Here is a 26,718-nt window from a genome sequence, read left to right as displayed (position 1 = left end):
CCTTTACGACAGAAGAGCGATTAACCTCCGGGCCAGTGCATGGCTGCCACTGGCCCAATCCGCTTTGTTATCGCGGATTCATGCTGGCGAAGATTGCGTCATACGATCCATCCCGCTCGGCCCATCGACGCGCGAGATCGCGATCGAGCAAAAGCTCACCGCGCGGATGCTGCCCGTGATCGAGCATTTGCATCACCTGCCCCACGTAATCGCTCAGTGGCATTGCACGCGGATCGGTAGCCTGCTGCGTCCCCGTCAGGGCGGTTTGGACATACGGCGGTAGCAACTCAAGGACTTCGACAGGCACATCGCAAAGCTGATGCCGCATCGATACAAGCCATGAATGCAGGAACGCCTTGCTTGCGCAGTACGTCGGGAAGCTGGCGAGTGGCAGGAACGCGAGGGCTGAACTGGTCGCCAGCATCGCGGCGTTCGGTTGCCCTTTGATCAACGGTAGAAACACCGTGGCTGCGCGGATGACGCCAAGGATATTCGTTTGCACGATGGCCTCGGCGTCGGTGCCGCTCCAGTCGCCGGCCGTCACGTCTTCCGGTTTCGAAATACCGGCGTTCGCGATGAGTACGTTGAGTTGGGGGTAGGAAGTGCGGACCTCGTCGAGCACGACGGCCAGGGAGGCTGGCGAGTTGAGGTCTAGCGGGAGCCCGATCATTCCGGGACGTTTTGCCGTGATGTCGTCGAGCAGTGCCTGACGTCGCCCCGTCACGATCACGCGATTGCCGCGATCGTGAAAAGCTTCGGCGAGCGCGCGGCCGATACCGCTTGTACCGCCGGTGATGAGAATCGTATTTCCAGTCGTCTTCATGATGCGTCTTTCCATGGGTGGCGTGAAATCACGTCAGGAAAGCCACGGATACATCCCTCTGGGTGCTACGCATGCGAAACGATTATGCGTAGTTCGTCCCCATGCGATAAGCATGGTCTCGAAGCCTTAGCCAAAGGAATGAAAAACAGAAAGCATTACCGTGGCGCCTGTGCATCGAGTTCCCTCTGCTGAGGCCCACTCGGTTGGGCGCGTTGGATGACGATAACGCCTGCGGCATGACCATGAAGATGGCTGCGAAGCGGAGTTTAGCGCCGTGGGTAGCGGGGCGTCAACTTTGAGTGATGTCAGGGTGGGTACAACGGGAGTGCCTCGATTTCTGCGAAAAAAAGCCCCGATGTGGGCAACATCGGGGCCAACTCTCTTCAGCTCAGTCAGAACACATGACAGAAAAAATGCCATGCAGGAAAGGAGTTTAGTGAACCATTCGGCGTGCGGATGCGAGCGGAACCTCGGCGCGATGGCAAGTCGAGATCACTGCGGCCGCGCGTGGCCCACAGCATGGGCGTTCCACAGGTCTGCATCTGCCGTAAAGTGGAGTGCGACGAATTTGAATATTCGGAAGATCACCAAACGGCAGCGACCAAGTGAGGGGCAAGAAAGGCGCCCTGGGTTGCGGGACCCATGTTGTTATCGCAATTGGTGCAGCGGATTTGAGGTGCAAAGGCGTACTACGAACAATCAGAATCGACGCAAAAATTCCGCCCTACCTTATTCGGCAAGCGTTTGCGAGATATTGCGGGAAGAAGTGAGAACTACAGAACCGATGCCAAAAAGGGGAGTTGGTGCGAGGAAGGGGACTCGAACCCCTACACCCTTTCGGGCGTCAGGACCTAAACCTGGTGCGTCTACCAATTTCGCCATCCTCGCAACCCGTGGGTGTCGGCACTGGGTAAGGCGACATCCCGGCATCGGGTCGACGGCACACGTGGTCCGGTAGGACATGAAGGCGGCTGGTTACCGCCCTGCTGCATGCGTCAAAGTAGGCGCGTATTCTACATGAACCGACTTTAACGAGCAATCTCCGGTCGTCCATCGGGCGTCTCACGCGTGCCCCGTGCGTCAAATGCTAGAATTCGCACCAATTCATGGCATTTGCCCCCGCTGCGCGCCTGCGCAACCGCGTCCGGGCATCTGACCAAACCCATACCCCATTCGCATGCAACCCCACGAGACCGCCGACGATACCCCCGGCTCCGCTGCCAATCCCGCTCAAGCCAACGAGTATTGTCGCCAGAAAGCCGGCCCGCCCGGCTCCGCGCTCTACTACGCCCTGCTTCAACTCCCACCGTCCAAACGCGATGCCGCCTACGCCGTCCACGCGTTCAGTCAGGAAATCGGGGATATCCACGCCGCCGTCCATGATCCGGGCGTCGCTCACGCCAAGCTCGATTGGTGGCGTCAAGAACTCGCGCGACTCTTCGCGGGCAACCCCGCGCATCCCGTCACCCGGGCACTCGCCCCCGTCGTCAAGCACACCGCGCTGTCACGCGAAGCCTTCGAGGCCGTCCTGCACGGCGCCGAGATGGACCTGTCGCAAATGCGGTATCTCGACTTCGCCGGTCTCACCCACTATTGCGACGCCGCCGGCGGCGCCCCCGCCGAACTCGCCGCGCACGTCTACGGATTCGACGACCCGCAAACACCAGCCCTTGCTCGCGCTCTCGGTCACGCGATTACGCTCGGCCGACGCGTCACGGACGCCGGCGTCGATGCGCGATCTGGCTACGTCTACTTCCCCATCGACGAACTTCAGCGCTTTGGCGTCACCGCCGCCGATATCCAGAACGGCAAGTACTCGCCCGCCTTCGTCGATCTGATGAAGTTCCAGCACGCGCGAGCGCGTCAGGCCATTGTCGAAGCGGCCGCCGCCATTCCCAAACGTGATCGTCGCAAGCAACGTCCTTTGCTCGCCCTCGCAGCACTGCAACTGGCATTGATGGACGAAGTCGCCGCCAGCGATTATCAAGTGCTGCATCAACGCATCGACCTCACGCCGCTGCGCAAATTCTGGAAAGCCTGGCGCGCTCGCTGATATGACTTACTGAACTGGTGCGTCCAATCACCGGTACGCACCGCCCCATCGAGCCCGCATGGCACCCATCGGCCTGGGCGGCTAATGAGTCGCAAACCTGCCGGCATCCAGCGCCGCGACGCGCAGCCATCGTCTCAGCCTCACGAGCAACCACCTGACGACTCAAGCCTCCCCATCACAGGCAAATCAATCGCCCCCCCTCAAACCCGCAACACATCCAGCGGTTTGAACGCGCCGCCAAGCACCGTCTGCGGATTCAGGCCCCACCAGTTTTGCAGCACGGTGGCGTACACATCCCGGAAGTCGACGGCGAACGGCAAATTGCCGTTGCCATCCAGACGATCCAGTCTCGGCACCTCGCCATACAAGCCGCCACGTACGCGTCCGCCCGCAATGAAGTGCGGCGCGACCGTGCCGTGGTCCGTGCCGTTGCTCTGGTTCTCTCGCGGACGTCGCCCGAACTCGGCATACGTCACGATCATCGTGGATTGCCAGCGGTTCAACTCCGTCAGCCCCGCTCGCAACGCCATCATCCCCTGCGATAACTGACGCAATAGATTCGCCTGCTGCCCCGGCTGATTCTGATGCGTATCGAACCCGTTCAACGTCAGACGCAATACCGCTACGCCACGTCCCGGCTGAGGCACCCCCGTCGACGAATCAGCCGCCGCGACCACCTGCAACGCCGTCTTCACCACATTGCCGAACGCGCCCTGCGGCATCGGCGTGCGCAACACGTACTGCCCTTGACGCGGACGCAACCCGTCCGCCGCCTTGACGATGTCGTTCTCGACACGCAACACGTGCGCCAATGCCGGATTGCTCACCTGCGACGCATTGGCCGACGCCAGATTCGCGTCACGCAGGAATTGCACGGGATTCGTCAACGTCACTGCTCGCGCACCTCCGCCAAGCGGCCCGAGTTCCGCGCTGCCGACGATCACGCCGTCGGCATCGAATCCCGGTGGCACCGCCTGCTCGGCAAACGCGCGCGACAACCAGCCATCCCGCAAATACTCGTCCGAGCGCGACGCCGTATTCCATATCTCGATCGAGCGAAAGTGCGACAGATTCGGCTGCGGATACCCCACACCCTGCACGATCGCCAACTCCTTCGCCTGCCACATCGGCAATAACGCCCGCATCTCCGGATGCAGACCACTGCGCGGGTCAAGCTGCACGACCTGGTCACGCTTCACCCCAATGTTCGGACGCAGGCTCGCGTACATCGGATCGGCATAAGGGATGACGGTGTTCAACCCGTCGTTGCCCCCTTTCAATTCGATGAGGATCAACAGGTTGTCGTAATGGCTCCCCAAACCCGGCATGCCGCCAGACAGGTTGCGGGCCGCCGCCAACACCGGCGTCGGGGTCAGCCACGCCGCCCCAAGGCCACCGGCGAACGTCAGAAAATCGCGTCGTTGCATCTCACACCTCTCATGACCTACCCCGCATCACCTCGCCGCCCTACATCCAGTCTTGACGCAAGGCTGCCCTGCGAGAAAGTCGTCCATGGGCATCGCCCTCACTTCAACTGATACGCCGGATCCATCAGCAATGCTTGCAAAAAGGACGCACTGTTGACGCCCGCGGCTTGCGGCGTCGCCGGCGCAAACGGCAACACACCACGCTGCAATGCCTCGCGCGACGCCTCGTCCGGAACATCGACCGGCCCCAGCCCATAGGGTTGCAGCCAGCGAGACAGGTCGAAGCGCACGCCCGCCACAGTCCGCGGCATCGGCTTGCCCGCACCGAACGCCGTGCGTTGCACGCCCAGGCGCGTCGTCGACGAGAGCGAAGACGACAGCGACATCGCCGACGCCCCACCGGCATTCGCATTCTCCGTCGCACGGAACATGCGCTCGACGAACTGTTTGCGCGCCAGCAAGGTCGTGCTGTCGATCCACGCATCGCCGCCCGGCCACCCCTTCACATTGGGCGGACGGAAGATGTCCTGCCCCAACACGCGCATCTGCTGCGCCAGCATTTGCGGATCGTCATAACCGATGTCGAATGCGCGCACCGTGTCGGTGACGAACTCGGATGGTGACTTAACCAGCGTGCCGCGAATACGCGCGTCCCAAAACACCGGCGTCAGCAACAACGCCCGCATCGCTACCTTGATGTCGTAGCCGCTCGCGCGAAACGCATTGGCGATACGCTCGACCTGAGCGGGATCGGGCGTCGGCGACACGAACTCGCGCCACAATTTTCCGACGACGAACGTCGCGGTCTCCGGACGCGCCAGCAGAATGTCGAGCATCTGGTCGCCGTCGAAATCGCCCGTCTGATTCAGCACGGTCTTCGTGCCGCTGTCATGCACGTTGGGACGCCAGACATACGTCATCGTCGTCCGATCGATGCTCCACCCGGTGTAGGCACGCGCCGCTTCGCGCACGTCCTGCTCGGTGTAATGCCCCTCGCCCAGCGTGAACAGCTCCATCACTTCGCGCGCGAAATTCTCGTTCGGACGCCCCTTCCGGCTGCCCGCCCCATCCAGATAGATGAGCATCGCGGGATCCTTCGACACCTCGTGCAGCATCACACCGAAGTTGCCCAGCGCGTTGGCGCGCAGCAGCACGTTCTGGCGGTACAGCACGCCCGGTTCGCGGACCTTGTCGTCACTCGACACGAAGTGGTTGTGCCAGAACATCGTCATGCGCTCGGTCAGTGGCGACGGCGTCGTCGCCATCTCCTGCGCCCACCATCCCGAGAGCGACGCCGCCGTACGGTTTCGCCGCTCATTCAGTGCGCGACGCTCCTCGTCCGTCATGGTTTTCGGGGGAGCGCCGTAGAGCGGCGGATCGGCGGACCAGACGGGAGGCGGCGTCACCGCCGTGCGGCGGGTTTGCGCCAGCAGCCGGTCGACGGCCTGCGCCCGGGTCATCCCGATGAATGGCGCCAACTCGCGAGCGTCCGGAGCATAGCCCGTGCGCGTGAGCAGAAAGCGGGCATCGTCAGCAGTCAATTCGCGTGACGATGGATCCACAGTCGGTTTTGCTGACTTCGACGCCCTGACATGGGGCGGATGAGATGAACGTGCCCCGTCGGCAGCATGGGTGTCAGCCGCCTGGGCCAGAGGCGCCCCCAAAGCCACCGCCAACCCAACGGCAGCCGCCACGCCCAAGCGGCGTCGCTTTTCAAAGGCGCAAAAAAAGCCAGCGTCGGCAGAGGCTGGCGGATGTCGTTTCGGCTTCATGGCACGCTCGCGTCAAAATGAGATCACTGGCGTTTTCGGGGAAGCGTTATGCGTTGGACTTGGACGGCAGGAAGCGCTCGTCGTATCCAGTATCAGTGACTATATAGTTCACGCACGGCGTCCTGAATGTGTTGACGCAGCAATCGTCGGTCTTCCGGCGACATATGACCATTGGGACGGCGGCCGGGCGGCGTATTCGGGAGATCGTCGTTGCGTCGATCGGCTTGCGGGTCGGGCTGCTGCGCCTTCTTCGACGGATTGCGCGGTGACGGTGCCGGCGCTGCATGCTGAACGCGCGAGCCACTCGCGCCGTAGGTCTGCGTACTGAAATGCGCTACGGGACGGGCATAGGTCACGCCCAGGTGTCCCCAGAGCATGATTCCCCCGAACAGTAACGTCAACTCAGCAGCCCATCTCATCTTGTGCGTATGTCCTTCATGCCATGCGGCTGTTTTTTGCCCCGGCAGGCGTGCAAGTGTACCCACTGCCTATGGTCAGCGCACAAGCCGTAGGGTAAATTGTGTAACCCTTTGTAACCCGCTTTGGCGGTCTCCTCAGTTCGCAACATTTCGGGCTAAGATACGTGGCATGGAAAACAAAAACTCTCCCAAAATTCTGGTTGTCGACGACGATCCGCGCCTGCGCGACCTGCTTCGTCGTTACCTCGGGGAACAGGGTTTCAATGTCTTTGTGGCCGAGAATGCAACGGCTATGAACAAGCTTTGGGTGCGCGAGCGTTTCGATCTGCTCGTGCTCGACCTGATGCTCCCCGGTGAAGACGGTCTGTCTATTTGTCGCCGTCTGCGTGGCGCCAACGACCGCACGCCGATCATCATGTTAACGGCCAAAGGCGAGGATGTCGACCGTATCGTCGGCCTCGAGATGGGCGCAGACGACTACCTGCCGAAGCCGTTCAATCCTCGCGAACTCGTCGCGCGCATCCACGCGGTATTGCGCCGTCAGGCACCGCCCGAACTTCCCGGTGCGCCCAGCGAAACCATGGAGACGTTCGAGTTCGGCGACTTCGCGCTGAACCTCGCGACGCGCACGCTCACGAAGAACGGCCAGGAAATCGCGCTCACCACGGGCGAGTTCTCTGTACTGAAAGTCTTCGCACGTCACCCGCGTCAGCCGCTCTCCCGTGAAAAGCTCATGGAACTCGCGCGCGGGCGTGAATATGAAGTCTTCGACCGGAGTCTCGACGTGCAGATCTCGCGCTTGCGCAAGCTCATCGAGCCGGATCCGGGCAGCCCCCGATTCATTCAGACGGTCTGGGGGCTCGGCTACGTGTTCATCCCGGACGGCGGCGCGTGATCGGCCGTCATCACGCCTCAAGCTTTGAAACGACGCCGGTCGCGATCCTGTCTCGCACCGGCGTCATGTCTTGCGTCTCATCGTCTCCCATGCCGTTCGACGTGGCTCCCCTGAGCCCCCGCCACACCGTGCTTCGGACGACCCGACACGCTCAAGCCACGCATTAGACGGAGCAACCCCATGCATCCGATACGGATGGTACGCGGGCTGTTCGGCGGTCTGTTCTGGCGTACCTTTTTCCTCATCGCACTGCTCATCGGTGTCAGCCTCGCCGCCTGGTATCAGAGCTTTCGCGTGATCGAACGCGAGCCCCGCGCGCAACGCGTCGCGCAACAGCTCGTCTCCATCGTCAAGCTCACGCGCACCGCCCTGCTCTACTCGGAGCCCGACCTGCGGCGCGCGCTGCTCCAGGATCTGGAAAGCAACGAAGGCATTCGCGTGTACCCGCGCGAGCCGGCCGACGCCGTCGAGAAACCTCCCGCCGGCGTCGTGCAGGACCTGATCGTGCGCGACGTCCAGCGACGACTCGGCACCGACACGGTCATCGCCGCCGCCGTCAACGACATTCCGGCCATGTGGATCAGCTTCAAGATCGATGAAGACGACTACTGGGTCGCCATCGAACAAGACCGGATCGACACGGCCACCGGCCTTCAGCTATTCAGTTGGGGGACGTTCGCCCTCGCGCTCTCGCTCATTGGCGCGGCCTTCATCACCGCGCTCGTGAACCGGCCGTTCGCAAGGCTCGCGCACGCCGCACGCGCCATCGGCGAAGGCCAGCGCCCCGACCCCTTGCCCGAACGCGGCATGGGAGAAGCGGCCGAAGCCAACCGCAGCTTCAACCAGATGGTGGAGGAACTGGACCGCCTCGAAGCCGACCGCGCGTTGATGCTCGCAGGTATTTCGCACGACCTGCGCACGCCGCTCGCCCGCCTGCGACTGGAGACGGAGATGAGTCCGTCGGATGAAACGGTCAAGCGCGACATGATCAGCGACATCGAGCAAATGGACGAAATCATCGGCCGCTTCCTCGATTACGCCCGTCCTGCGTCGCGCACGCCCCAGTCGATCGACCTTTCGGACATCGCGCGCGATACCGCCGCGAATTTCGAGGGACGCGAAGACATCAACCTGAGCGTCGAACTGGCCGACACGGCACCGGTGCTCGCAGAGCGGACCGACCTGAAACGTCTGCTCACGAACCTGATCGAGAATGCCCGCAAGTACGGCCGCGATGCGCAAACCGACATCGCCAACGTCCATGTCACGACACGGGTGCTGGGCGAGCGCGTGGAAATGCGCGTGCGCGACACCGGCCCCGGCATTCCCGAAGAACAGCTGCATCTCGTGTTCCGCCCGTTCTATCGCGTGGACACCGCGCGCACGAAAGCGGACGGCACCGGCCTCGGCATGGCAATCGTCCAGCGCATTGCCACCCGTTACAAGGGTCACGCCTCGCTGCGCAACGTTCGCCCCGGCTCGGGACTTGAAATCATCGTGTCATTTCCGCTTGCTAAATAAGTGTTTGATGTGAGCGAGCGAAATATTGGCTATGCTCAAGGTTTCGCGTCACGCCGTGCCGCAAAATCCTATCGACGGGATTTGTTTTAACTATCCCCCGTATAAAATAAAGCTATTGCTATCATAGTTTTGATAGCGTATACTGCTTTGGTTGACCGGGATCGCGTGATCCCGGTCAGTTGCTAGTTGCGATGCCATGCGGCGTCACAACATAAACCGCACTAAATTTAGGAGTAATCGATGAAGACTGTCGGCGATAAACTCGAAGCGTTCTCGGTCGAAGCGGCCAAGCCTGGTTTCAACAACCACGAAGAAAACGGCGTGTCGGCTTTCGAAACGATCACGGAAGCGTCGTTCCCGGGCAAGTGGAAGATCATTTACTTCTACCCGAAGGACTTCACGTTCGTGTGCCCGACCGAAATCGTGGAATTCGGCAAGCTGGCCAACGACTTCGCAGATCGCGACGCAGTGCTGCTCGGCGGCTCGGGCGACAACGAGTTCGTGAAGCTGGCATGGCGCCGTGAGCACAAGGATCTGAACAAGCTGAACCACTACGCGTTCGGCGACACGACCGGTGCTCTGATCGACCAACTGGGCGTGCGTGACAAGGCTGCCGGCGTGGCCCTGCGTGCAACGTTCATCGTTGACCCGGACAACGTCATCCAGCACGTTTCGGTGAACAACCTGAACGTCGGCCGTAACCCAGAAGAAGTGCTGCGTATTCTGGACGGCCTGCAAACGGACGAACTCTGCCCGTGCAACCGCGCGGTCGGCGGTGCAACGCTGTAAGCGTCGTCTCGAAGCCCGCGAAAGCGGGCTTTTTCAGCCCAAAGCAATAGGAGAAATTTATGGAATTCCTCACCGCGATTAAGGCGCAGATTCCTGACTACGCCAAGGACATTCGCCTCAACCTCGACGGCACCATCGCCCGCTCCTCGCTGGAAGGCAACGATGCCGTGGGCGTGGCGCTGGCCGCTGCCTTCGCCGCCAAGAGCCAGCCGATCGTCAAGGCGATCCGCGAAGCCGGCGTGCTGGCCCCGGAAGAGCTTGAAGGCGCGTTGACCGCTGCCGCGCTCATGGGCATGAACAACACGTGGTATCCGTATCTGGAGATGGCGGACAACGCCGAGCTCAAGAACGAGAAGGCGCAGCTCCGCATGAACGGCTATGCCACGCGTGGCGGTGTCGATCAGCGTCGTTTCGAGATGTACGCGCTCGCCGCGTCCATCGTCGGCAAGTGCCACTTCTGCGTGAAGTCGCACGCGCATCTGCTCAGCGCCGAACACGGCATGAGCACCGCGCAACTGCGTGACGTGGGCCGCATCGCGGCTGTCGTCAACGCTGCCGCGCAGGTTATCGCTGCGGAAGCGGCATAAGCGTCATAAGCCGCATAAGCTGCCACGACACAGCAAGCGTTAGCCGGGGTTCCCCAAGCGCCCCGGACACCGCTCGCGAGACGATGACGGCATAAGCCGTCGTCAAGTAAAACGGCGCTACCGGACGAATCCGGCAGCGCCGTTTTTGCGTGGTTCGTTGCTGGGCGTCCGGTACAACCCGACGCCCCCGCCCTGCCGATCAGCGACCGATCAGCAACGCAGCCGCTTGTGCTTCGATCCCTTCCTGTCGACCGAGATAGCCGAGCTTCTCGTTGGTCTTCGCCTTCACGTTGACCTGACCAACGCTCACCCCGAGCGCATCGGCAATCGACTGCGTCATCGCAGCGATATGCGGCGCGAGCTTCGGCGCCTGCGCGATCACCGTGCAATCGACATTCAGGATCTCGTAGCCTTGCTCGCGAACGCGGCGCATCGCTTCCTTGAGCAGCACGACACTGTTCGCGCCCTTGAACGTCGGATCGGTGTCCGGGAAATGACGGCCGATGTCGCCCAGCGCCGCCGCACCGAGCACTGCGTCGGTAATGGCGTGCAGTAGAACGTCGGCGTCCGAGTGGCCCAACAGACCACGCTCGAACGGAATCGTCACACCACCCATGACGAGCGGACGGCCCGGCACGAGCGCATGCACGTCGTAGCCCTGACCGATGCGCAGCTTGGACAATGAGGCAAGGGATACGGGAGAAACAGCTTGTTCAGTCATGTGGAGTCGCCAAAAGCGGAAATACGAAGCGCCGGGCCCAGCGAACCCGGCTTTGCAGAACGATCAGGCGGTCAAGCGCTCAGACCGGTTTGGCCGTGCCGAGAAATGCCTCGGCAAGCGCGAAATCCTCGGGATACGTCACCTTGAAGTTACGCAGACTGCCGCGCACGAGTTTCGGCGCATGACCGATGCGCTCGATGGCGCTGGCTTCGTCCGTGACTTCGGCGCCGGCCGCCAGCGCGTCTTCCAGCGCGTGACGCAGCATGCCAAGACGGAACATCTGCGGCGTTTGCGCCTGCCACAGGCCATCGCGCGACTCGGTGGCCTGAATAGCCGCCAGCCCGCTCTTCTCGACCGGCGACTGCTCGCGCTTGAGCGTATCGGCCACCGGCAACGCGAGAATACCGCCGACGGGATCGTCGCGCAGTTCACCCACGAGCGTGCGAATCAGCTCGGGCGTAATGCCGGGACGGGCGGCGTCGTGCACCAGCACCCAGTCGCTATCCTGTGCACCGAACTCGGTGAGCGCCTGCAGGCCGCCCAGCACCGAGGCGTGACGCGACGCCCCGCCGCAGCGACGCACCGCGAAACGCAGCGTGCCGAAGCGCCGCCCGTCGAAGTGACTGTCGTCCGGCGCCAGCACCAGCACGGTCTGCGCGAACTCGGAGCACGCGTCGAACGCTGCGAGCGCGTAGTGAAGCATGGGACGTCCGCCGACGCTTCGGTATTGCTTGGGCACGTCGGCCCCGGCGCGTACGCCGGCCCCGGCACACGGGATCACGGCAAAAAGTCGGTCGCTCACGATAAAACGCAGGTAAGGAGAAAGCAGGGATTTTATAATAGACACCGACTGTCACGGGGCCCCACGCAAATGGAGCCCCGTGCTTTGCCATTTCTGCAACGTTTTTCCTATGTCCGCCGCCAACGCCTTATCCCGTAATACCGTGCCTGTGCCGCTCGTGAAAGCGGGACAGCGTTACGCTTTCGCCGGCTCCCACGCGTCAAGCGACGCGCTGCTGATCGCCCGCTATTTCGAAGCCAACCGCGAGCGCCTGCCGCTGCTGGCCGTCGTGTGCGCTCAGGCCACCGATGCGCTGCGCCTTCAGCAGGAGCTCAAGTGGTGCGCCCCGGAAGCCCGTGTGCGTCTGCTCCCCGATTGGGAAACGCTCCCTTACGACACTTTCTCGCCGCACCAGGATCTGGTCTCCGAGCGTCTCGCCACCCTCCACGATTTGGGCGAGAAGCGCTGCGATATCGTGCTGGTCCCCGCGACCACCGCGCTCTACCGCATGGCCCCGGCGAGCTTCATGGCCGCCTACACGTTCTTCTTCACACAAGGCGAACGGCTCGACGAGGCCCGTCTGAAGTCGCAGCTCACACTCGCCGGCTACGAACATGTCAGTCAGGTCATGCGCCCCGGCGAGTACTGCGTGCGCGGCGGCCTGATCGACCTCTATCCGATGGGCTCGGCCCTGCCGTACCGTCTCGACCTGTTCGACGACACCATCGACAGCATTCGTGCCTTCGACCCCGATACGCAGCGCAGTCTGTATCCGGTCAAGGAAGTGCGCTTGCTGCCCGGTCGTGAGTTCCCGTTCGACGAGCCCGCCCGCACGGCCTTCCGTGGCCGCTGGCGTGAAGTCTTCGAGGGCGACCCGAGCCGCAGCCCGATCTACAAGGACATCGGCAGCGGCGTGCCCTCCGCCGGGATCGAGTACTACCTGCCGCTGTTCTTCGAAGAGACGGCAACGCTCTTCCACTATCTGCCGGCCGATGCCCAACTCGTGTTCGTCGGGGATCTGGACACGGCGATCAATCGCTTCTGGAACGACACGCGTCAGCGCTACAACTTCCTGTCGCACGACCGTGAGCGTCCGGTGCTGCCGCCCGAACAACTGTTCCTGCTCGATCAGGACTTTTTCGCGCTCGCCAAGCCGTTTGCGCGTCTCACGCTCCCCACACCGGGCGACGGCAGTTGGGCCATTCCCCTGCCGCCGCTGGCCATCAACCGACGTGCCGACGACCCGCTCGCCGCGCTGCGCGCGTATCTGGCGCGCACGCCCGCTCGCGTGCTGCTGTGTGCCGACTCGGCCGGTCGCCGCGAGACGCTGCTGCAACTGCTGCACGACAACGACCTGCGCCCGGCGAACGTCGAATCGTTCGAAGACTTTCTGACGTCGGACAAACGTTTCTGCATCGGTGTCGCACCGCTGGCCGCCGGCTTCCTGCTGCCGACCGAGGACCTGGCGTTCGTCACAGAGAACGAGTTGTACGAGGGCCTTGCGCGCCGCGCAGGCAAGCGTCGTCAGGAACAGGCGACGTCCGTCGACTCGATGGTCCGCGATCTCGCCGAACTGAAGGTGGGCGACCCGGTCGTGCACAGCCAGCACGGCATTGGACGTTATCAAGGCCTCGTCAGCATGGATCTCGGCGAAGGCGAAACCGAATTCCTGCATCTCGAATACTCGGGCGACAGCAAGCTGTACGTGCCGGTCTCGCAACTGCATCTCATCTCGCGCTACAGCGGCTCGGACCCCGACACGGCACCGCTGCACTCGCTGGGCTCGGGACAATGGGAGAAGGCCAAACGCAAGGCGGCCCAGCAGATCCGCGACACCGCCGCCGAATTGCTCAATCTCTACGCCCGCCGGGCCGCTCGCTCGGGCTATGCCTTCGAGCTGTCACCGCGCGATTACGAGAAGTTCGCGGACAGCTTCGGCTTCGAAGAAACGCCGGATCAGGCCGCGGCCATCGCTGCCGTGATGGGCGACATGACGAGCGGCCGCCCGATGGACCGTCTGGTCTGTGGGGACGTCGGCTTCGGCAAGACCGAAGTCGCCCTGCGCGCGGCCTTCATCGCCGTGCTCGACGGCAAGCAGGTCGCCATCCTCGCGCCGACCACCCTGCTCGCCGAGCAACACGCCCAGACCTTCTCCGACCGCTTCGCCGACTGGCCGGTGCGCATCGCCGAACTCTCGCGTTTCAAGACCACGAAGGAAGTGAACGCCAGCGTGAAGGCCATCAACGAGGGCCAGGTCGACATCGTCATCGGCACGCACAAGCTGCTCTCGAACGACATTCAGTTCCAGCGCCTCGGTCTCGTGATCATCGACGAAGAACACCGCTTCGGTGTTCGCCAGAAAGAGGCACTCAAAGCGCTACGCGCCGAAGTGGACATGCTCACGCTCACCGCCACGCCGATCCCGCGTACGCTCGGCATGGCGCTCGAAGGGCTGCGCGACTTCTCGGTGATCGCGACTGCCCCGCAGAAACGTCTCGCGATCAAGACGTTCGTGCGACGCGAGGAAGACGGCGTGATCCGCGAAGCCATGCTGCGTGAACTCAAGCGCGGCGGGCAGGTGTACTTCCTGCATAACGAAGTGGAGACGATCGAGAATCGCAAGGCGCAACTCGAAGCGCTGGTGCCGGAAGCACGCATCGTCGTCGCGCACGGCCAGATGCATGAGCGCGACCTCGAACGCGTGATGCGCGACTTCGTGACCCAGCGCGCCAACGTGCTGCTGTGTACGACCATCATCGAGACCGGCATCGACGTGCCGACCGCCAACACGATCCTGATGCACCGCGCCGACAAGTTCGGTCTCGCACAGTTGCACCAGTTGCGTGGCCGCGTCGGCCGCTCGCATCACCAGGCGTATGCCTATCTGCTCGTGCACGATCCGAAGTCGCTCACCAAACAAGCGCAGCGACGCCTCGAAGCCATTCAGCAAATGGAAGAACTGGGTGCCGGCTTCTACCTCGCAATGCACGATCTGGAAATTCGCGGCGCGGGCGAAGTGCTGGGCGACAAGCAGTCGGGCGAGATCCACGAGATCGGCTTCCAGCTCTACACCGATATGCTGGCCGATGCCGTAAGCGCCCTGAAGGCGGGACGCGAGCCCGACCTCACGGCCCCGCTCGCCGCGACCACGGAAATCAACCTGCACGTGCCCGCCATCCTGCCGAGCGACTATTGCGGAGACGTTCAGGAACGCCTCTCGTTGTACAAGCGGCTGGCCAACGGCACGCATACCGACGCCATCGACACGATTCAGGAGGAACTCGTCGACCGCTTCGGCAAGCTGCCGCAGCAAGCACAGGCCCTCATCGAAACGCACCGCCTGCGTCTGCTCGCCAAGCCGCTGGGCATCATCAAGATCGACGCCAGCGAGGAAGCCATCGCACTGCAATTCGAACCGACGCCCGCCGTCGACCCGATGCGCATCATCGAACTCGTGCAGAAGCATCGTCACATCAAGCTCGCCGGTCAGGACAAGCTGCGCATCGAGGTCAAGCATGCGCAACTGACCGACCGCGTGCGTGCCATCAAGGAGACGCTGCGCGCGCTCGGTTCACCGGGAGCGAAGGCGGCGTGAAACTTGAGGCCGGATAGCCCGACATGTCTGCCGATGCCCTGCACACGAGCACGCCGCGCGGCGTGCCGAATGCCGCGAAACATCACCAGGAAGCGGCAATAAAACCGGCAAGAAATCGTGTGCAGTGCAGCAATTCCCGCCCCTCCCGCGTTCTCGCACGTCCGGGCAAACCCGCGCCCGGCGTGCCTTTTCCTAGGACTTTCCCCGTCCTTTCCCGCGAGGCAAGAATGGTTGTTCACACAACCTTTTACCTCTAAATTATTTTTGAGTAACATTTCCCCGTAGCAATACGTAAGAGACGTATTACACGTATGACGAAAGATTCCCGGAGATTCGAATGACAAGCGCTTCCCAAGCTATCGCCCCGCAGGCCACCCACGAGGCCCAACCGGCATCGGTCGACTGGATCACGAAGCTGGTCAGCATCGACACCACGAGCCGCGAATCGAACCTCGGCCTGATCGAGACGGTGCGCGACAGTCTCAAACACGCCGGTGTCGAGCCGTGGCTGTCTTTTGACGCCACCAAACGCAAGGCCAACCTGTTCGTCACGCTGCCGGCGGCAGACGGCAACACCCAGGGCGGCATCGTCCTCTCGGGCCACACCGATGTCGTGCCGGTCGACGGCCAGGCGTGGGACACCGATCCGTTCAAGCCGGTCGTGCGCGACGGCAACCTGTACGGCCGCGGCACGTGCGACATGAAGGGCTTCATCGGCTCGGTCATGACGATGCTGCCGGAGATGCGCGACGCCAAGCTCAAGACGCCGTTCCACTTCGCCTTTTCGTACGACGAGGAAATTGGCTGCGTGGGCGCACCGGTGATGCTCGCCGAGTTGCGTGAGCGCGGTATCCGCCCGGACGGCTGTATCGTCGGCGAGCCGACGAGCATGCGCGTGATCGTCGCCCACAAGGGCATCAACGCCTACCAGTGCTGCGTACGCGGCCATGCGGCGCACTCGTCGCTCACGCCGAAGGGCTCGAACGCCATCGAATACGCAGCGCGTCTGATCTGCTACATCCGCGATCTGGCCGATCACTTCAAGCAGAACGGTCCGTTCGACGAACTGTTCGACGTGCCGTTCACCACGGCGCAGACGGGCACGATCTCGGGCGGCATCGCCCTGAACACGATTCCGGCGCTGTGCGAATTCGTCTTCGAATACCGCAACCTGCCGGGCGTCGATGCCGAAGGCATCTTCCAGCGTATTCAGGATTACGCCGTCAACGAACTGGTGCCGAAGATGCAGAAGGAGCATCCGAACGCCGGCATCGAGTTCAAGAAGGTCGCCGCCGCACCTGCGCTGGACGCCTCGGAGCAGGACGCCATCACCCAACTGGTGCGCGCCCTGACCAAGGACACCGACAAGCGCAAGGTGGCGTACGGCACCGAAGCCGGGCAGTTCCAACTGGCCGGTGTGCCGTCGATCGTGTGCGGCCCGGGCAACATCGAACAGGCGCACAAGCCCAACGAATTCGTCTCGCTCGAACAGATCGCCCAGTGCGAATCGTTCCTGCGCAAGCTGATTCGCAGCAACACCGTCGGCGCCTGATCGTGACGTCCGGCCTGAATCGATCCGGACCGGACGCTCTCGTGACGTGACGAAACCCTCTGCGGGCCGTATTCCGTTTGCCGGATGCGGCCCGTTGCCTTCGCGGCAGCAAGTGCTTCACCGGATTCACCCGCAACATCGGCATTCCGCAGTACCAGACGCCTCAACAAAGGCGCACAGGACATTCATCCGCAAGATAACAAGCACATACGTCTGACAGGTTCTGGAGATCTCGCCAATGAGCGCAAGCGCATCCCCCAACGCGGCGGCACCCCTCGCCCGCACTTCCCCGCACGCCTGGCGTGTGATCGTATCGGCCTCGATCGGTAACGCGCTCGAATGGTTCGATCTGGTGGTGTACGGCTTTTTCGCCGTGACCATCGCCAAGCTGTTCTTCCCGACGGGCAACGATACGGTCTCCCTGCTGCTCACGCTGGGCACGTTCGGTGTGTCGTTCTTCATGCGTCCGCTGGGCGCCATCGTGATCGGCGCCTACGCCGACCGCGCAGGACGCAAGGCCGCCCTCACGCTGTCGATTCTGCTGATGATGGTCGGCACGCTGCTCATCGCGCTCATGCCGACGTACTCGACCATCGGCGTGCTCGCGCCCGTGGGGATCGTGATCGCCCGCATGGTGCAGGGCTTCTCGGCCGGCGGCGAGTTCGGTAGCGCCACCGCATTTCTGGCCGAGCATGCGCCGCAGCGCCGTGGCTTCTTCTCCAGCTGGCAGGTCGCCTCGCAAGGCCTGACCACGCTGCTGGCCGCCGGTTTCGGCGCGCTGCTCACCGGCAACCTGTCGCCTGAAGCCATGGCGTCGTGGGGCTGGCGCGTGCCGTTCTTCTTCGGTCTGCTGATCGGCCCGGTGGCGTACTACATCCGCCGCCGTCTGGACGAGACACCCGAATTCCTCGACATCGAGCCGACGCAAAGCCCGCTGCGCGACACGTTCGCCAGCCAGAAGGAACGCCTGCTGCTCGCCATCGGCGTGGTCGTGATGGCGACCGTCGCCACGTACCTCGTGCTCTACATGCCGACGTACGCCGTCAAGCAACTCGGCCTGCCGTCGTCGGCCGCCTTCTCGGCCGTGCTGCTCACGGGCGTGGTGCAACTGATCGTGGCGCCGATCGTCGGCCACTGGTCGGATACGCACGGTCGCATCAAGCCGATGCTCGCCGCCGCCGTGGCGCTGCTGGTGCTCGTCTATCCGATGTTCCGCTTCCTTGACGCGAATCCGACGTTCGGCTCGCTGATGGTGTTCCAGATCGTGCTGGGCCTGTTGATGACGACGTACTTCGGCGCGCTGCCCGCCCTGCTCACGGAGCTGTTCCCGGTGCAAGTGCGCACGACCGGCCTCTCGCTGGGCTACAACATCGCCGCGACCGTGTTCGGCGGCTTCGCACCGTTTATCATCACGTGGTTGATCGGCGCAACGGGCAACAAGCTCGCCCCGAGCTTCTACCTGATCTTCGCCGCAATCATCAGCATTACCGCGCTCCTGCGCAGCCGCAAGCTCGGCCTGCGCTGAGTCTTGCCTCCCGGGCAGCGCATGGGGTGACCCCAGCCCTGCCCGGCATTACACGCGCATTTGCCTGGCAATTGCCACGCATTTGCCAAATTACGGAGACACAGTCCAAGTGACGCAATCGACCCCCGAGCTGCACGCCGAGACCATCGACGGTCAACCGGTTCCGACGAAAGACGCCATCGCCGCGCTGCACGAGACGCTCAAGCCCTACGCGCGCCAGACCCCGGTCTTCACGCGCCACGACTTCCCCACGCTCGGCAACACCGAGGTGACGTTCAAGTACGAGTTGCTGCAAGCGTCGGGCACGTTCAAGGCCCGTGGCGCGTTCTCGAACCTGCTCTCGCTCGACGACGCCCAACGCAAGGCGGGTGTCACGTGCGTGTCCGCCGGCAACCATGCAGTGGCCGTCGCCTACGCGGCACAAGCCATGGGCGTCGGCGCCAAGACGGTCATGCTCAAGACCGCCAGCCCGGCGCGTTCGTCGCTGTGCCGTGAGTACGGCGCGGACCTGATTCTGGCGGAGAACGTCCATGAGGCGTTCGATATCGTCAAGCGAGTGGAACAGGAGGAAGGCCGCTATTTCGTGCATCCGTTCAACGGCTATCGCACGATTCTCGGCACCGCCACGCTCGGTTACGAATGGATGCAACAGGCCCCGAATCTCGATGCAGTGATCGTGCCCATCGGCGGCGGCGGACTGATCGCCGGCGTGGCCACGGCGATCAAGCTGTTTGCCCCGCATGTGAAGGTGTACGGCGTGGAGCCGGCCGGTGCCGACGCCATGGCGCAGAGCTTCGCGCAAGGCGGCCCGATCAAGATGGGCCCGATGACGGGCATTGCCGATAGCTTGATGGCCCCGCATACCGAGCTGTACGGCTACACCCTGTGCCGCCGCCATATCGACGAACTGGTGACCGTCACGGACGATCAGATGCGCGCCGGCATGCTCACGCTGTTCCGTCAGTTGAAGCTGGCCGTGGAACCGGCGTGTGCTGCGGCGACCGCAGCGCTGATGGGCCCGCTGCGCGACAAGCTCATGGGCAAACGCGTGGGCGTGCTGCTGTGCGGGACGAATACCGACACGGCAACGTTCAACCGTCACATCGAAGCGGCGCTTGCCGCCGAAGCCAACGGCTGACGATCCAGGATTTCGCATGTCCACCTCCGCTTCCTCGCCGCCCGTCCTGCTGCTCGACGCCACCCAGATCGCCGCGCTGATGCCCGTCGCCGATGCGATTCCCGTGATGTCCGACATGTTCGGCGCCCTCGCCCGCGAGCAGATTCACTTGCCGCTACGTCAGATCATCCGCCCGCCGGAGGCGCTCGGCGCCAAGGGACTGCTGGGGATGATGCCCGCGTTTCTCGGCAGCGGCGCCGGTGCAATGTCCGTCTATGGCGCGAAGGTCGGCACGTTCTTCCCGGGTAACAGCGCGCTCGGCAAAGACCCGCATCAGGGATGCGTGCTGCTGATGAGCGGCGAGACGGGCGAACTGCTCGCCGTGATGAACGCCGCGGAGATCACCGGCATTCGCACGGCGGCCGTCACGGGGCTTGCGACGCGCCTGCTCGCCCGTCACGATGCCTCGCGACTCGCGCTCATCGGCGCCGGCCATCAGGCGCACTGGCACCTCGCAGCGCTCGCGGCGGCGCGTCCGCTCCAGCACGTTCGCGTCGCCAGTCGCTCGCTTGCCACCGCGCAGGCGTTCGTCGACAAGGAACAGCCGAACTACGCGTTCCGCCTCGAAGCGGTTGAGGGCGTGGAAGCGGCTGTGTGCGATGCCGACATCGTGGTCACGGTGACGAATTCGACGGACCCGGTGCTGCGCGCCGAATGGATCGCGCCGGGCACGCACGTGAATCTGGTCGGCAGCAGCACGCCCCGCCATCGCGAGGCGGACACGCTGCTGATGGCGCGCGCGCAACTGTTCGTCGACCGCCGGGAGTCGACCGTCAACGAATCGGGCGATTATCTGGCCGCCGCTGCCGAGGGCCGCATCGGCCCGGAGGATCTGCTCGCGGAACTCGGTGAACTGGTGATCCACACCCATCCGGGGCGCACCGACGCCGAGGCCGTCACGCTGTTCAAATCGCTCGGCATGGGCGCTCAGGACGTGGCGTTGGCGGCCGCGCTTTACCAACGCGCACAAGCGGCGAATACCGGCACGCGCGCCAGCCTCTGAGGACCGCTAGATCGAATGACGCCGGGCAGTCCGGCGATTCGGATGCCATCCGGGGGCCGGCGCGCTGTCCCACTCCGGGTACTGGATCAATTGCGTTGCCTCGCGCCGGTCGTAAGGACGCACGCCGGGCAAACGCTCGTACTCCGGCAGCGCAGCGAGCATGCCGGAAACATCGTCGAACTCCCGGTACTTGATGCACCGCTTGCCCCCATGCGCCCGGTACGTGGCAAGCCATTGCGCCTCACTCTGCACGTCTCCCACACGCGACACGGCCCCGCCCAATAGCCGGCTCATGAACAGGTCGACGACAAAGCGCTGGGCCTTTTCAGTGCCCTCCGTTGGCGCTTGCTCCGCGAACATCGAAGGCGGTGTCTGTCCGGTCAGCGTCAACGACATCGCCGGAATCACCTGATCCGGCGTCGACCAGCTCAGCACGACGCGATACTTGATCCGCACCACGCCGAAGGGCATGAGCAAGCGCGCCATCGCGATCAGCAACGACGCTTTGTCGCCCGCGAAACCGCGATACTCATCAACGGAGTTACGCTGAATCTCGGCATCGATCATCGGATGACGCTTCATCGCCGTCAGAATGCCGATATCCTTCACCGGCAGGCTTTGCGGCAACGCGACGGATGTTTCGGAGAACACGCCGGAGGCACCCGGTTCGATCCATAGCTCGACGGGTGTTCCGTTGGTCAACGCAACACCGGACGCGGTGAAATTCAGGAGGTCGTTGCCGGACAGCAGATCCAGACGCCGGTAAGCCATGGGCGACGTCGTCGTGCCGTTGCTGCGAAACCAGGCCGCGACTTCGCCGCCGCCGAGACTCAACATGGCGTGGTGCAAACCATCCTGGGTCTCGTCGATCGGCGCGTCGCTACGCAGCAATATCTCGTAGCCCGCCGGCAGATCTTTCATCTCGCGTACGCTCCGGATGCGACGCGCATCCTCATCGGTATCCTGCCGACTCACGCCGGGCAGCACATCGTCGCCAACCGCCGTGCGCGCCGGGCCGAAACGGCCCGCGCGGAGCGACTCGCTCGACGACAGCATCGCCTGACCGAAACGATCGTTACCGACGCCGAACTCGACAAGATCCGCGATTGCGTCATGAATGAGGCGAACGGCATAACGCTGGCGGCTTTGCACGATGTGACCGGATACGAGCGTCACAAGTTCGGCGATGTCTATTTCCGTCGGTGCATAGGCGTTGAATAGCTGCGCCTCGACACCACGAACGGAATTGCCCAGATAGTACGCAAACGGCAAGCTCGGCGTGCCGTGCCAATGGCTGGCGTTCTCGCTGCGAAAAATATGTTCGACAGGCACGGTGTCCCGGTCGCCCGGTGAATCGCTATGTCGGACGAGATCGACGATGCTCGCGACGTTCGCGCCAGGTATGCGCTGTGCCGCTGCGGCGACGAGATACAGCAAATCGTGGTTGCGCGCCACCGGGTCGCAGTATGGCGCCCCCTTCCGGGCACACGTGATCTGCTCCGTCATCCACACGTGTGCTCGTGCGGCGAGCACCTGGAAGCCTTGCGCCGGCGGCTGAAACGCCAAGTCCAGTGGGGGGCAGCCCGTCACACTTGTGATGTTGCGCGTTGGCACGCATGCGAGCGATGCGGCGTCCGAATTGCTCAGATGGCGGCAGAGGAAGTGTCCGACGTCGAGGTCTGCCACGATATGAGCGACATCGTCGCCGTAAAGCACTTCCCCCGTCGTTAATGAAAGAAGCAGATACGCACGGTCGTCGCGCATGGCGGTAATGCCCGGCACGCCAATACCGTCTGCCTGAATCGTCGCCACACGGGATTTTTGCTGAAGCCGTCCAAGAACCAAGCGCTGCTGCGCCGTCGGCAAACGCCCCAGATGCCAGAGCAACAACCCGGTCTCCACGCGCGCGAGGACGTCAGCGAAGGCGGTCTCGAATCGAGATGTCCAATGCTTCGCCAGCGCCGCTCTGAGTCGGGGCACATCGGAGAGTTGCCGGGTTGTCCCGCTGTCCGTTGGCACCGGAACAGGCCCCGGAATCCGCGTGCTGTTTGCCGACATCGCCGACGCCGTCTCGCTCGCATTGCCGCTACGCAACGCTCGCCACTGCTGAACCAGTGCCTCCCACGTCGGGGCGTCCGGGTCGGTGCGCGTATGCCATCGCACGGGTGGGCGGGTGAGCGCTTCCTCGCTGCCGAGCGCCTTGGGCGACGCACGCGTCGCCGAGGCGTCCAGGTGTCGGTCGCCCAACCTCGCCTTGAACGTCTCCAGTTCGCCCCGACGCAATTCGAGCACCGGGATCGCATCTTCGAGCGACTCAACCCACATATCGAGGACATAGTCGTCGCACATCACCCGCCCGTCCGATTGAAACGTCAATGTACTGCGATCGTCCCCAAAGATATCCAGCATGTCGAAACCACCGTGCGGCAGAAGCATCACCGTGTCGTCAACGCTTTGTCCGGCGATCGTGCCAATGCCGCACGTGACACCCGCGTACAGGACCCGCCCGTCGGCCCACGCAAGGGCTACGGCATACCCCGCAGGCAAACGCGTCAGCAAGTCGGACGAAGTGACACGACGCGCCCCTCGCCCCAGGAAATCATTGACGCCGACCGTCTGTGCCTGCGATGCATTGCACTGCGCCACCGTCATACCTAGCCCAGACTTCAACTGGTTCACGACGATCCAGGGCGGCGTTTGCGGTGTCGACGCAACTCGCTGGTCTGTCAGCGCACGTGCGCTAGCAGCCAATTGCTGGCGTGCGCCTGCGATTGTCACGGGCGAATCGGCCCAACGTTTAAGATGGGCAATCACGTGCTTTGCGGCAGCCGTCCCCGAGATGGCGATGGACCGCCCCACCTTCATGAAGGGGTCGGCCGCAGGCACCTGACCGATTGCCATCAACACGGTCGCGAACCCCATGTCCGCGTGGATTGCGCGCAATTCTTTGAGCGTGGCAGTCTCCGCGCTCTCCAGCAATAGGGTGATCTGCATTGCGGTGGCGCCGATGCAGCCGAGTCTGAACGCCCAGTCAGGCAACATCGCCGATGCCGGGAGCACACCGTTGACGATGGGAAACCACGCGCTCCAGCTCTGCACCATCGCCTTGCGAAACTGCTGCCAGTCCCGACGCGCCCTGAGTTCCGGCGTAACGATCTGCATATCGAGATCCTGACGCATCTTCCGAACTTCCGCCGCCCAGAGCGCAGCCTCCGGCTCAGGGTGGCTCGTGAAGGCAAAGTCGGCACGCCAGATCGACGTGAATGGCGGAGTACTCAGCCTCCGCGGAGGTCTGACGGACGAATTTCCTCGGCGGCAGTTCATCGACGGCTGACAAACCGGGCCGATAGCAAACTGAAGGTGATCGATCCGCAATGGATCGTTCAGGCGCTCTGCGTCGAGCATCGACAGGTGATCGCGCATGAAGTCCCGCCACGACGGATTCGACTCGACCTCCCGACGCCACCAGAACCAGGTTCGGCGCTTGACGGACACCAACAGCGCTGTCGCGCTCGCCTCATGCCTGAGTGCAACGATGCCCGGCACGATTTCCCCCCGGAACGAAAGCAACTCAAACTTGAGCGAGCGCTCCAGTTCCTCACGCGGTGGCAGGATGTACTTCGGCGAGACCCAGAACGCTGAATCGGGGGAACCCGGTGTTCTGGCTCTGGCGTGGGTCGCAATGAAGATCAACCGGACATATCGGGAAAATGCGGCGATCGATGCCGGCGAACGGCTCAGTTCGTCGATACGGCCGAGGTCAAGCTTATGCAACGCCGCACGGAACTTGTCGGTATTCACGACGTTGAGTTGCGCTTGCGTGCGGGAATTGGGCGGCGTGTTTGCGGTAGTCGCCAGACGAATCGCCGTGACCTGACGGGACCCGCCGACCGACATCGACTCCTCGTAGTAGTGATGTCCAAGCGCAATCTGCATCAGGCTGAACGTGCGCCGGGACCGCATGCCCGCGCCCGAGGCACTGCCAGCGGACGCCGGCAGATAACTCACTTCCTGATACATCACTTCGACGCGTGCATCCCAGTCCACCACTTCCGTTGCCGTGCCGACGAATGCGTCGTAGCCGCCTTGCACGAGCCGCTTCATGTAGGCCAGGGTGCGATCCTGGTAGGTGCGCAAAGCCGAGGTGCTGCGCGTGTCGTTGTCCCACGCCACCCATTCGGACAGCGTCACCATCTGCTCGAGTGTCAGTGTCGAGCGGACATCGACCCATGCTGCGGGGTGCACCGTAACGTTGTGCAACGCCGATGCCGTGGTTGTCGACAACGGTCGAACGGGCGGCGGGGGCGGCGTCGCGAAATAACCGCGATCGGCCGGGTCACGCCGGTCGGCTACGGGCAATGCCAGCGGCACGGATAAGCTTGCCGCATCGCTGGTGTGATCGCTTCCGTCTGCACCGCTGCTACCAAACTGATGGACCAGATACGTCAAGACGCCCATCAGCGTGGTGCCTGCAACGGCGAACCCTACGTGAGGATCGCGGCAAGTCCGAAACACGGCCCCGCATATCGAAGCCACAAGAGACACCTCCAACTCCGACGGCCAGGACGACGGCGACGCGGTGAGAGATGCCGTCTGCGGCACCTCGCGGTACGCCAGCGACTCGACCGCCGAGACCCCGCCCCATACGCGCGACGATGGAGGCGTCTCGTGGTCCATGTGATCCATGCGATCGAGTAACGCGTACCAATCGGCCACACGAAGCGAGAACGGGCGGGTGGTGATTTCCACGGATGCACGCGTGAGGAAACCGACGTTATGCAGCAAGTGCAGACCGGCTTCCCATGCGCTGCCGGTAGTGAACCGGTCGAGCGACTGGGCGTTGCGATCCCGGTCGATCGCTTCCTGCTCGATCTCCCGAATGTCCAGGTGTTCGATCGCCTCGTCGGGTGAGCCCCCCGATCCGGCGTGCAACGCCTGCTGCAAGACAGCCGCCAGCACCACGACGTTGAGCCGGGCGTCGCACCCTTGAAGCCGGTCGCAAAGGCGATGGATCTGATCCACTGTCAGCTCCGGTAAAACGTTGGAAAACCATGCGGCGAGACGAACACGCTCCGTTGGATCCGGGCCATGCGGCACCGACCACAGCATCACGCCCGCCGCCGCCGCTTCCATCGCACCGGCCAGCAACGGTGCGGCTGGCCATGCGAGCGCCATCCCCGCGCCGCCGGCGAGCAAGGTGCCGGCGAGCGTCAACGCCTGCATCGGTGACAGCCGCCTCTGTGACCGCAGATGACCGTCATCCAGTACGGCAGACAATGCGGCGGCAGCGGCACCCGGTGTTTCCAGAATCAACGCCGGCAACGCGTGCTGCAACGGGCCGATCTGCGTGTCCTCGACGCTCGCTATGTCGCATTTCCACGCTGCGGCGCACAGCGCGTGGCACAACCCGCCGAAGCGTTGCGTCCGCGGCGACCAATCGGGGCAACCCTCACGCCAGACACCGAAACGCCGCCCGTCGAAGCAGAGCGGGCTGGCATCATCGAATTGACGGATCCAGTCACCTTGTATGCCCGGTAGGTAGCGCGCCAACGCCGTGCCAATCGCGGCGGCCGACGATTCGAGCGTGGCGCCGCCCTGCGCAGTCGCCGATCTCGCGTCGATACCCAGCAACTGGCAGGTAAGCGCCGCAGCGACCGGCCCCCAGACCGTCGATGTCACAATGTTCCGATAGACGATTTGCGTCTGCCAGTCCAACCCGCGCAGCAATGCGGCATCGATCTCCCCCTGCGCGGCGAATGGTTCTAGTACGCGCGATTCCGGCGCCCGTGGTTCGTCTTTTACGCGAACGTTGTCCTTGAACCAGAACAGCGGTCTGATTTCCACAAATCCCTCCCTAACGTGACCGGCATGCCGCATCTTCGGGTCGCATCCGCGAGTGCTGCCCCAAGATTTCGCCCACCTCCCAGGATTTGGGAACTCCCTCGTCCGACAAAGACCTCGGGAGGTGGCGGCGGCATGATTCGACGCAGACATCAATGTCTGAATCCGTCCCATTCTGGTCGCCCAATGGACTATCGGGATGGCGCCCGTGCCCGTACGATGTCACCATCGTCACTC

At 63.3% G+C, this 26,718-nt stretch carries 17 protein-coding genes and 1 tRNA gene; 10 read left to right on the top strand and 8 right to left on the bottom strand.

Annotation, left to right across the window (positions count from 1 at the left end; translation table 11 throughout):
* Nucleotides 1-67 precede the first annotated feature (67 nt).
* On the bottom strand, nucleotides 68-823 hold the full coding sequence (locus A9762_RS06245; RefSeq protein WP_069341168.1) for an SDR family oxidoreductase: 756 nt from the start codon (nucleotides 821-823) through the stop codon (nucleotides 68-70).
* 801 nt (nucleotides 824-1,624) lie between these two features.
* A tRNA-Leu gene (locus A9762_RS06240) sits at nucleotides 1,625-1,711 on the bottom strand.
* Nucleotides 1,712-2,000: 289 nt separating this feature from the next.
* On the opposite strand from A9762_RS06240, the gene hpnD reads away from it, so the two are divergent.
* Nucleotides 2,001-2,876 carry a presqualene diphosphate synthase HpnD gene (gene hpnD, locus A9762_RS06235; RefSeq protein ID WP_069341167.1) on the top strand — a complete coding sequence of 292 codons (876 nt, stop codon included), beginning with the start codon at nucleotides 2,001-2,003 and terminating at the stop codon, nucleotides 2,874-2,876.
* A 200-nt stretch (nucleotides 2,877-3,076) separates the two neighbouring features.
* Here the strand turns inward: hpnD and A9762_RS06230 are convergent, their stop codons facing one another.
* From A9762_RS06230 to A9762_RS06220, 3 genes are all read right to left on the bottom strand, one after another.
* Nucleotides 3,077-4,303, bottom strand: a complete 1,227-nt coding sequence (locus tag A9762_RS06230; RefSeq protein ID WP_069341166.1) for a DUF1501 domain-containing protein — start codon at nucleotides 4,301-4,303, stop codon at nucleotides 3,077-3,079.
* 98 nt (nucleotides 4,304-4,401) lie between these two features.
* Complete coding sequence (locus tag A9762_RS06225; protein WP_083253677.1) at nucleotides 4,402-6,075, bottom strand: DUF1800 family protein; 1,674 nt, start codon at nucleotides 6,073-6,075, stop codon at nucleotides 4,402-4,404.
* A gap of 92 nt (nucleotides 6,076-6,167) precedes the next feature.
* Nucleotides 6,168-6,494 (bottom strand): hypothetical protein, encoded by a 327-nt coding sequence (locus A9762_RS06220; protein ID WP_139133112.1) that lies wholly within the window; start codon nucleotides 6,492-6,494, stop codon nucleotides 6,168-6,170.
* A gap of 169 nt (nucleotides 6,495-6,663) precedes the next feature.
* Between A9762_RS06220 and ompR the strand changes: the two genes are divergently transcribed.
* The 4 genes from ompR (at nucleotide 6,664) to A9762_RS06200 (ending at nucleotide 10,286) form a co-directional block, all read left to right on the top strand.
* Nucleotides 6,664-7,389 carry a two-component system response regulator OmpR gene (gene ompR / locus A9762_RS06215; RefSeq protein WP_010808867.1) on the top strand — a complete coding sequence of 242 codons (726 nt, stop codon included), beginning with the start codon at nucleotides 6,664-6,666 and terminating at the stop codon, nucleotides 7,387-7,389.
* A 180-nt stretch (nucleotides 7,390-7,569) separates the two neighbouring features.
* Nucleotides 7,570-8,910: an ATP-binding protein gene (locus A9762_RS06210; RefSeq protein ID WP_139133111.1), complete on the top strand. Its 1,341-nt coding sequence runs from the start codon at nucleotides 7,570-7,572 to the stop codon at nucleotides 8,908-8,910.
* 240 nt (nucleotides 8,911-9,150) lie between these two features.
* Nucleotides 9,151-9,699, top strand: coding sequence for a peroxiredoxin (locus tag A9762_RS06205; RefSeq protein WP_069341163.1), 549 nt, complete (start codon nucleotides 9,151-9,153; stop codon nucleotides 9,697-9,699).
* 59 nt (nucleotides 9,700-9,758) lie between these two features.
* Entirely contained in the window at nucleotides 9,759-10,286 is a 528-nt protein-coding gene (locus tag A9762_RS06200; RefSeq protein WP_069341162.1) for a carboxymuconolactone decarboxylase family protein, read from the top strand.
* 199 nt (nucleotides 10,287-10,485) lie between these two features.
* On the opposite strand, the gene ispF is transcribed toward A9762_RS06200, so the two are convergent.
* Both ispF and ispD read right to left on the bottom strand, forming a co-directional pair.
* Entirely contained in the window at nucleotides 10,486-11,007 is a 522-nt protein-coding gene (gene ispF, locus A9762_RS06195; RefSeq protein ID WP_069341161.1) for a 2-C-methyl-D-erythritol 2,4-cyclodiphosphate synthase, read from the bottom strand.
* Between the two features lie 79 nt (nucleotides 11,008-11,086).
* Nucleotides 11,087-11,809 carry a 2-C-methyl-D-erythritol 4-phosphate cytidylyltransferase gene (gene ispD, locus A9762_RS06190; protein WP_069341160.1) on the bottom strand — a complete coding sequence of 241 codons (723 nt, stop codon included), beginning with the start codon at nucleotides 11,807-11,809 and terminating at the stop codon, nucleotides 11,087-11,089.
* Between the two features lie 109 nt (nucleotides 11,810-11,918).
* Here ispD and mfd point away from each other — a divergent pair, with 109 nt between their 5' ends.
* From mfd to A9762_RS06165, 5 genes are all read left to right on the top strand, one after another.
* Nucleotides 11,919-15,383: a transcription-repair coupling factor gene (gene mfd / locus A9762_RS06185; protein WP_069341159.1), complete on the top strand. Its 3,465-nt coding sequence runs from the start codon at nucleotides 11,919-11,921 to the stop codon at nucleotides 15,381-15,383.
* A gap of 337 nt (nucleotides 15,384-15,720) precedes the next feature.
* Nucleotides 15,721-16,935 (top strand): acetylornithine deacetylase, encoded by a 1,215-nt coding sequence (argE, locus tag A9762_RS06180; RefSeq protein WP_069341158.1) that lies wholly within the window; start codon nucleotides 15,721-15,723, stop codon nucleotides 16,933-16,935.
* A 238-nt stretch (nucleotides 16,936-17,173) separates the two neighbouring features.
* On the top strand, nucleotides 17,174-18,460 hold the full coding sequence (locus A9762_RS06175; protein WP_069341157.1) for an MFS transporter: 1,287 nt from the start codon (nucleotides 17,174-17,176) through the stop codon (nucleotides 18,458-18,460).
* A gap of 109 nt (nucleotides 18,461-18,569) precedes the next feature.
* Nucleotides 18,570-19,598: a threonine/serine dehydratase gene (locus A9762_RS06170; protein ID WP_069341156.1), complete on the top strand. Its 1,029-nt coding sequence runs from the start codon at nucleotides 18,570-18,572 to the stop codon at nucleotides 19,596-19,598.
* A 16-nt stretch (nucleotides 19,599-19,614) separates the two neighbouring features.
* Complete coding sequence (locus A9762_RS06165; RefSeq protein WP_083253676.1) at nucleotides 19,615-20,640, top strand: ornithine cyclodeaminase family protein; 1,026 nt, start codon at nucleotides 19,615-19,617, stop codon at nucleotides 20,638-20,640.
* Between the two features lie 6 nt (nucleotides 20,641-20,646).
* Here the strand turns inward: A9762_RS06165 and A9762_RS06160 are convergent, their stop codons facing one another.
* Entirely contained in the window at nucleotides 20,647-26,484 is a 5,838-nt protein-coding gene (locus A9762_RS06160) for a hypothetical protein (protein WP_069341155.1), read from the bottom strand.
* Nucleotides 26,485-26,718 lie beyond the last annotated feature (234 nt).

The sequence above is a fragment of the Pandoraea sp. ISTKB genome, assembly GCF_001721285.1.
GTDB classification, from domain to species: domain Bacteria; phylum Pseudomonadota; class Gammaproteobacteria; order Burkholderiales; family Burkholderiaceae; genus Pandoraea; species Pandoraea capi.
The sequence above is the reverse complement of the archived record's forward strand: the minus strand, read 5'-3'. Positions and strand labels throughout refer to the sequence as shown.